The organism is Nocardia grenadensis NBRC 108939 (assembly GCF_001613445.1).
Lineage (GTDB): Bacteria > Actinomycetota > Actinomycetes > Mycobacteriales > Mycobacteriaceae > Nocardia > Nocardia grenadensis.
Genome location: NZ_BDCJ01000052.1, coordinates 1 through 9,165, shown reverse-complemented (window position 1 = coordinate 9,165; position 9,165 = coordinate 1). Strand labels below are relative to the sequence as shown.

The following is a 9,165-nucleotide window of genomic DNA, read 5'->3' as shown; positions in this document are numbered from 1 at the left end:
TCATGGTCCGGATGGTCGCCTCGTCGAACAGTTCGGTGGCGTAGTTCAGGAACAGGGTCATGCCGCCGGACCCGTTCTCGGCCAGCGTGAACTGCAGGTCGAACCGGGCCACGTCCTCCTCGAGGTCCAGCCCGGAGACCTCCAGACCCGCCAGGTCCAGCACCGGCTGCTCGTTGTTCTGCAGCGACAGCGCCACCTGGAACAGCGGGTTGCGGGCCTGCGAACGCTCCGGCGCCAGCAGGTCCACCAGCCGCTCGAACGGCACATCGGCATTACCGAAGGCATCCAGGTCGACCTGCCGAGCCCGATCCACCAGCTCCGCGAATGTTTCACCGGAACCGACACTCGTGCGCAACACCAGCGTGTTCACGAACATGCCGACCAGATCGTCCAGGGCCCGCTCACCACGACCCGCGATCGGCGTACCGATCGCGATGTCCTCGCTACCGGACAGTCGCGCCAGCAGGGCCGCCAACGCGGCGTGCAGCACCATGAACATCGACGCGCCACGAGCGCGCGCCAATCCGTCCAGGCCTCGCATCAGCTCGGCGGGCAGCTCACCGCTCACCGTCGCGCCGCGCATGGACGCGACCGCCGGACGCGGCCGGTCCAGGGGCAGCGCCAGCTCGTCGGGAACGCCGTCGAGGGTGCGCTGCCAGAACGCGATCTGCCGGGCCAGCGGCGAATTCGTATCGTTCTCGGCGCCCAGCACCCGCCGCTGCCACAGCGTGAAGTCGGCGTACTGGACCGGCAGCTGATCCCAGCCCGGCTCCAGATCCCGGACCCGCGCCGCGTACGCGGTCATCACGTCCCGAGCCAGCGGGGCCATCGAGAAACCGTCGCCGGAGATATGGTGCACGACCACCACCAGCACGAATTCGCGCGGCGTCAGCTCGAGCAACCGGGCCCGCAACGGCGGGGCCACGGAGACATCGAAACCGGCACCCACGAATTCCGCCACCGCGGTGGGCAGCTCGTCCGCGGTGACCGCGACCGTCTGCAGCCCGAGGTCGACCTGCTCCGCGGGCACGACCAGCTGCACCGGTACCCCGGAACGCTCCGGGAAGTAGGTGCGCAGCGATTCGTGCCGCCGCAGCACATCGGTCAGGGCCGCCCGCAGCGCGGCCACATCCAGCTCACCCGAGAGCCGGATCGCCATCGGCAGGTTGTAGGCCACCGACGAGGTGTCGTATTGGTTCAGGAACCACATCCGCTGCTGCGCGTACGACAGCGGCACCAGTTCGGGCCGCGGCCCGGCCTCCAGCGCCGGACGCGCCTTCTCACCGGCCTGCTCCACCCGCACGGCCAGCGCGGCCACCGTCGACGCCTCGAACAGCGCGCGCACCGTCACCTGGGTATCGAGCGCGGCCCCGATCCGGGCCGCGACCTGGGTCGCGACCAGTGAGTTACCGCCCAGCTCGAAGAAATCGTCGTCCGCGCCGACCCGCTCCAGGCCGAGCACCTCGGCGAACGTCGACGCCACGACCTCCTCGATCGGGGTCGACGGCGCCCGGAATGTCCGCGTCTCGAAGACCGGCGCCGGCAGCAGTTTGCGGTCCAGCTTTCCGGCGGCGTTCATCGGGAACGCATCGAGCATCACGAAGGCAGCGGGCACCATATAGGCCGGAAGTTCGCCACGCAGTGTGGTCTTCACCGCCTCCGGATCGATCGCCCGGCCGGTTTCCGGTACGAGATAGGCCACCAGCTGGTCACCGGTGTGCTCATCGGTGCGCATGACCACCACGGCCTGGGCGATCTCGGCCACCCCGAGCAGGGCCGACTCGATCTCGCCGAGCTCGATGCGCAGACCGCGCAGCTTCACCTGGAAGTCGGTGCGGCCCAGGTATTCGAGCTCACCGTCGGCATTCCAGCGCGCCAGGTCGCCGGTCCGGTACATCCGCACGCTCGTGCCGAACGGGTTCGCCACGAAGCGGTCGAAGGTCAGATCGGCGCGGTCCACGTACCCCTGCGCCAGTTGCGCGCCGGCCAGGTAGAGCTCACCCGGGACCCCGGGCGGGACCGGGCGCAACCGTCCGTCCAGCACGTAGGCCTGCGTGTTGAACGCCGGGACGCCGATCGGCACCGAGACCGTATCGGCCTCGGTCACCTCGTGGTAGATGAGGTCGACCGTGGCCTCGGTGGGCCCGTACAGGTTATGCAACCGGGCGCTGGTCAGGCTGCGCAACCGGCGCGGAACATCGACGGGGAGCGCCTCGCCGCCGACGATGATGTGGCGCAGACTCGACCACGCCTCGGGACCGGTCTCGGCCATGATCACCGACAGCATCGACGGCACGAACTGCACCGTCGTCACCCCTTCGGAGGCGATGATCCCAGCGAGATACGCGGGGTCACGGTGCCCGTCCGGGCGGGCGATGACGAGCCGGGCGCCCACCTGCAACGGCAGGAAGAACTCGGCGACCGATGCGTCGAAGGTGACCGTGGCGCGCTGCAGCATGACATCGGCCGCGCCCATCCCGTAGCGTGCGTGCGCGCCGACCAGGTAGTTCACTACCGCGGTGTGCGCCACCGAGACACCCTTGGGACGACCGGTCGAGCCGGAGGTGAAGATCACGTACGCGGTGTTGGCCGAGCGCAGTGGCCACAACCGGTCCGCGTCGGTGAGCGGAGCATCCGAGAACTCGGACAGATCCAGCCGATCGATCCGCACCTGCCGCTCGATCACCGGGTCCAGGTCCGTACCGGAGGTGAGTACACACACCGGGCGTGCCGTATCGAGGATGTGCCCGAGCCGTTCCACCGGCTGATCCGGATCCAACGGTATGTACGCGCCACCGGCCACGACGACCGCGTAGACACCGACGACCAGATCGAAGGAGCGCTGCATACCCAGCGCCACATACACTTCGGGCCCGACACCCATTTGAACGAGCCGGCGGGCCAGCCGATGTACCCGGCCCGCGAACTCGGCGTAGGACAGATTCGTCCCCTCGAAGGTCAGTGCGACCTCGTCCGGGGTCCGGGCGACCTGCGCCTCGAACAGGGAAACCAGGGTGGCGGTGGCATTGCCGGGGGTCTCGGTGAGCGCGGTCTCCACCGGGAAATCCGTCGCGTTCCAGCGATCGAGCACCAGGGCCCGTTCGGCCGGGGCCATGAGCTCGATATCCCCGACCGGCACCGTCGCGTCCGCGATCACCGCGTGCAGCACCCGCACAAATCGCCGGCCGAACTCGGAAACGAAGTCTTCGTCGAAGAGATCGGTGGCGTAGAGGATCTCGGCATCCATACCCGATCCACCGTCGACCGCGTCGCCCATGGTGAGCGCCATATCGTATTTGGTGGTCGGGATATCGACACCCAGCCCGGTCATGGTCAGACCCGGCAGTTCCAGTCGGGTGTCGCCCAGGTTCTGGAACGCGAGCATCACCTGGAACAGCGGCTGACGTGACTGGGAACGGACCGGATTGAGGGCTTCGACCAGACGCTCGAACGGCACGTCGGCGTGTGCGAACGCGGCCAGATCGCGATCCCGGACGTGGGCGAGCAACTCGGTGAATGGCGCACCGATATCGATCCGGGTCCGCAACACCAGTGTGTTGACGAACATGCCGATCAGCTCGTCGAGCACCCGCTCGCCGCGACCGGCGATCGGGATACCGATGGCGATATCGTTCGTCCCGCTGAGCCGGGCGAGCAGGGTGGCGAACGTGCTGTGCACGAGCATGAACAAGGTGACGCCCTGTGCCTGGGCGACCCGGTTCAATTCGTCGATCACCGCGCCGGGCACCACGAACCGGTGCGTCGCCGCCCGTTCGCTGGCGACCGCCGGCCGGGGCCGGCTGGACAACCGGAGTTCGTCGGGCAGTTCGTCCAGTTCGGCCCGCCAGAAGTCCAGCTGCTGGGACACCAGCGACGCCGGATCGCCATCGGACCCGAGCACATCGCGCTGCCACATCGCGTAGTCGATGTACTGCACGGCCATCGGTTCCCACTCCGGGGCCGCGCCGGCCGAACGCGCCGAGTACGCGATCATCAGGTCACGGCTCAGTGGCCGCATCGAGAAGCCGTCGGCGGCGATATGGTGCACCACCCCGGCCAGCACGTAGTCGTCCTCGGTCAAGCGGTAGACCCGCAGCCGAACCGGCAGTTCGGTGGTCAGGTCGAAGCCGCGGAAGCCGAATTCGGCGATCGACGCGAGGAGGTCGCCACCGAGTTCGGCACCCGATACCGCGGTCCGGTGCGATTCGACGATCTCCACCTCCGGAACCGCGCGGTCCGGTGGTAGTACCTGCTGATAGCCGACGCCCTCATGGGACGGGTACACGGTCCGCAGGGATTCGTGCCGGGCGATCACATCGGCTACCGCCTGTAGCAGCACCGCGATATCGACGGTGCCGGTGAGCCGCAGCATGATCGGAATATTGTCGACCGCGGACTCCGGTTCGAAGCGGTTGAGGAACCATATCCGCTGCTGCGCCTGCGACAGCGGCGGGCGTTCGGGCCGGGGACGGGCGGCGAGCACCGGACGACCACCGGCACCGGCCTGCTGTTCCACCCGGGCCGCCAGCGCGGCCACCGTCGAATCCTCGAACAGCATCCGCACCGGGACCTGGGTATCGAGTGCGGCCCCGATCCGGGCCGCGACCTGGGTCGCGATCAGCGAGTTACCGCCGAGGGCGAAGAAATCGTCGTCGGCACCGACCCGTTCGGTACCGAGGACCTCGGCGAAGACCCCGGCCACGATCTCCTCGATCGGGGTCGACGCCGCCCGGGAACCGGCCGATTCGAATACCGGCGCGGGCAGGGCACGGCGGTCCAGTTTGCCGTTGATGGTCAACGGGATCCGGTCCAGCACGACCAGCGCGGACGGCACCATATAGGACGGCACCCGCTGGGCGACACCCTCGCGGATCGCCGCCGTACCGGCCTCGGCCCCGGGCTCCGGCACCACGTACCCGACGATCCGGTGATCGCCCGGGTTGTCCTCGCGGACGATGACCGCGGCCTGCGCGACACCGGGCTGCGCGAGTACCGCCGCCTCGATCTCACCGAGCTCGATCCGGAAGCCGCGCACCTTGACCTGATCGTCGGCACGGCCCAGATACTCGAGTTCGCCGGAGCGGTTCCAACGCGCCAGGTCGCCGGAGCGGTAGAGCCGCGTCCCGGAATCGCCCAGCGGGCTCGCCACGAAACGGGCCGCGGTCAGGTCCGGGCGATCCAGGTAACCGCGGGCGAGCTGCCCACCCGCGATGTACAACTCGCCCGTCACCCCGACCGGCACCGGCCGCAGCCGGGTGTCCAGTACGTAGATCCTCAGCCCGGCGATCGCCCGGCCGATCACGCTACCGGTGGCCCCGGCGACGGTCTCCGCGTCCAGGGCGCGGTAGGCCACGTGCACGGTGGTCTCGGTGATGCCGTACATGTTCACCAGCACCGGCGAGCCGGTTTCCCGGCCACCGATCAGGGCGGTGCGTCCGGTCGAGCCGTCACCGTGCCTGGCGATCCAGTCGGAGAGCCGGCGCAGTTCGAGTGCCTCACCACCGAATACGACATAGCGCAGCGCCAGCGGACGTTCCGCCTCCGCGGTGCGATCGGCCTCGGCGAGCTGATAGAACGCCGAGGGCGTCTGGTTCAGCACGGTGACCCGTTCGGTGCGCAGCAACTCCAGGAACTGCTGCGGCGACCGCGAGGTGTAGTAGTCGACGACCACCAGCGTGCCGCCGAACAGCAGCGGTCCCCACAACTCCCAGACCGAGAAGTCGAAGGCGTAGGAGTGGAACAGGGTCCATACGTCCTCGGGGCCGAAACCGAATTCGGGCTCGGTATTGGCGAACAGCCGCACCACGGTCCGGTGTGCCACCGCGACGCCCTTGGGGCGGCCGGTGGACCCGGAGGTGTAGATGACGTAGGCGGTGTTGTCCGGACGCAGCGGCGCCAGGCGGTCGGCGTCGGTGATCGGGCCGTCGTCGGCGTCCTCGATATCGCCGGCTTCCACGGCGTAACCGTCCACCACGACCCGGGAGATACCCCTGGGCAGCTCCACCCGCACCGAGGAGTCCAACACTACGGTCGTCGGACGCGCGTCCTGGAGGATGTAGGCGATCCGGTCGGCGGGGGAATCCGGGTCCACGGGCACGTACGCGGCCCCGGACTTGATCACCGCGAGCAGAGCGACCACCAGATCCAGCGAGCGCGGCAGCAGCACCGCGACCTGGGCCTCCGGTCCGGCGCCCTCGGAGATCAACCGGCGCGCGAGCACATTCGCCCGGCGCTCCAACTCGGAGTAGGTGAGCTGGTCACTACCGTACTTCGCGGCGGTCCGGTGCGGATGCTCACCGGCGGCCGCCTCGAACAGCCCGGCCAGGGTGGCCGTCTCCGGAAGATCGACCGGTGCGCCGTCGACGGTGAACACCCCGGGGCCGGCGTCGGCGCGGGACTCCACCCACCGCCGCACCACGTCCAGGCGCTCGGCGTCACCGAGCAGATCGATATCGCCGACCGCCATCGCCGGCTCCTGGACGATGGCGCGCAGGATGCGCAGGAAACGGTCGGCGAAATCGGCGACGGTCTCCGGATCGAACAGATCGGTGGCGTATGCCCACTGCATCCGCAGGCCACCGTCGGCGGCACCCTCGGTGCCGACCGTCAGCTGGAGGTCGAACTTCGACTGACCGGTCTCGAAGTCGACGACATCGAGGTCGAGCCCGGGCAGCGACACCGCCGCCATATCCGCCACCGACGCGGCCTCGAAGGTCAGTACGACCTGGAACAACGGATGATGCGCCTGCGAACGGCGCGGGTTGAGGATATCGACGAGTCGCTCGAACGGGATATCGGCGTTCGCGAAGGCCGCGAGGTCGGTGCGGCGCACCTCGGCCAGCAGGTCGGTGAACGGCGTGGCCGGGCCGACTTCGGTCCGCAACACCAGGGTGTTGACGAACATGCCGACCAGATCGTCGAGTGCCTGCTCGCCGCGCCCCGCGACCGGGGTGCCGATGCTGATATCGGAAGTGCTGGACAACCGGCTCGCCCACGCGGCGAGCGCGGCATGCACCACCATGAACAGAGTGGTGCCGTGCGAGCGGGCCAGCCCCTCGAGCGCGGTACGCAATTCCCCGTCGACCGCGAAATCGTGGGCGGCGCCGGAATTGGAGGCGATCTCCGGCCGCGGCCGGTCGGCGGGCAGGTCCAGCTGATCGGGCATATCCCGCAGCTGTTCGCTCCAGTAGGCGATCTGCTGGGCGGCCACCGATGCGGGGTCGTCCTCCGACCCCAGCACCTCACGCTGCCACAGCGTGTAATCGGCGTACTGCACCGCCAGCGGTTCCCAACCCGGGGCCACGCCGCGGCTGCGGTCGTTGTAGGCGACGACGAGATCCCGGAGCAGCGGACGCGGCGAGAAGCCGTCGGCGCTGATGTGATGCGCGACGAAGACGAGCACGTGGTCGCGCTCGGCCAGGCGCAGCAGCGACACCCGGAACGGGAGCTCGGTCATGACGTCGAAGAGCGCCCCGGCCGATTCGACCATGCGGGCGGGCAGTTCCGCCTCGGTGACCGGCTCGGGATCGAGCGCGATATCGACCGCACCGGCCGGCAGCACCTGCTGGTGGCCGATACCGTCCACCTCCGGATACACGGTCCGCAACACCTCGTGCCGCGCCACCAGATCCGAGACGGCCGCGCGCAACGCATCCACGTCCAGGTCACCGGACATCCGCACCGCCAGCGGGATGTTATAGGCCGCGGACCGGTCGTCGAACCGGTTCAGGAACCACATCCGCTGCTGCGCCAACGACAACGGCACCCGCTCCGGACGTTCCCGCGGCGCCAGCACCGGCATACCACCACGACCGGTGGCGGTCTCGGCCGCGGCGGCCAGCGCTGCCACGGTGGAGGCCTCGAACAGCATCCGCACCGGCACCTGCGCGTCCAGTGCCGCGCCGAGGCGGGCCGCGACCTGGGTCGCGATCAGCGAGTTACCGCCGAGGGCGAAGAAATCATCATCGGCGCCGATCCGCTGCACACCGAGCACGTCGGCGAACACGCCCGCCACGATCTCCTCGATCGGCGTAGACGGTGCCCGGAACTCCCGCGTCTCGAACACCGGAGCCGGCAGCGCCTTACGGTCGAGCTTGCCCGAGGTGTTCAAGGGGAACGCATCCAAGACCACGACAGCGGCCGGAACCATATAGACCGGCAGCACCTCACGCAATGCGTCCAGCAGCGCAGCCGTAACAATCTGTTCGCCGGGAGCGGGCACCACATAGGCGACCAACTGCTCACCCAGATCAGAAGCCGCCACCGTCACCACGGCCTGGCTCACCACCGGCCGCGCCAGCAACGCCGACTCGATCTCACCCAACTCGATCCGCTGACCACGGAACTTCACCTGGAAATCGGTACGACCCAAATACTCCAGCACCGGCCGGGACTCCGTGCGGCCTTCGACCTCGGTCTCGACCCGGCTCCACCGCACCAAATCACCCGTGCGATACATCCGCCGACCGGCATCGAACGGACTCGCCACGAACCTGTCCGCCGACAAGTCCGGACGCGTCACATACCCACGCGCCAACTGATCACCCGCGAGATACAGCTCACCCACCACACCAGCAGGAACCGGCCGCAACCGCGAATCCAACACATACACACGGCTGTTCCACTGCGGCACACCAATCGGCACACTGCCCGACTCATCACCGGTCGCCTGCCAATACGTGATCGACACCGCCGCCTCGGTCGGACCATAAAGGTTATGCACCGCAGCATCAGAAATCGCATGCATCGCGGTCACCGTCTCCGGCGGCAACGCCTCACCGATCACAAACACATGCTCAAGACTGCGCAGGGCCTCCGCCGGAGTATGCGCAGCGAACACACCAAGCATCGACGGCACGAAATCGGTCACCGTCACCCGCTGCTCGGCAATAACTCGCGCCAAATACTCGGTATCCCGATGACCATCCGGCGTCGCCACCACCAGACGCGCACCCGCAGCCAGGGGAAGGAAATAACCCCACAGCGACACATCGAACGTCGTCGCCGTCTTCTGCAGGTACACATCGGAGGCATCGAGCGGGTACTCCGCCAGCATCCACGCAACCTGATTGCCGATTGCCGAATGCGGAACCGCCACACCCTTCGGACGCCCGGTAGACCCGGACGTGAAGATCACATACGCCGTATTCGACGGCCGCACCGGCG

General features: G+C 68.4%; 1 protein-coding gene. It reads right to left on the bottom strand.

Going from position 1 to position 9,165, the window contains the following annotated elements; translation table 11 throughout:
- Positions 1-9,165 (bottom strand): non-ribosomal peptide synthetase (locus NGR01S_RS29600; RefSeq protein WP_373861472.1); only part of this gene is annotated, 9,165 nt, incomplete at both ends.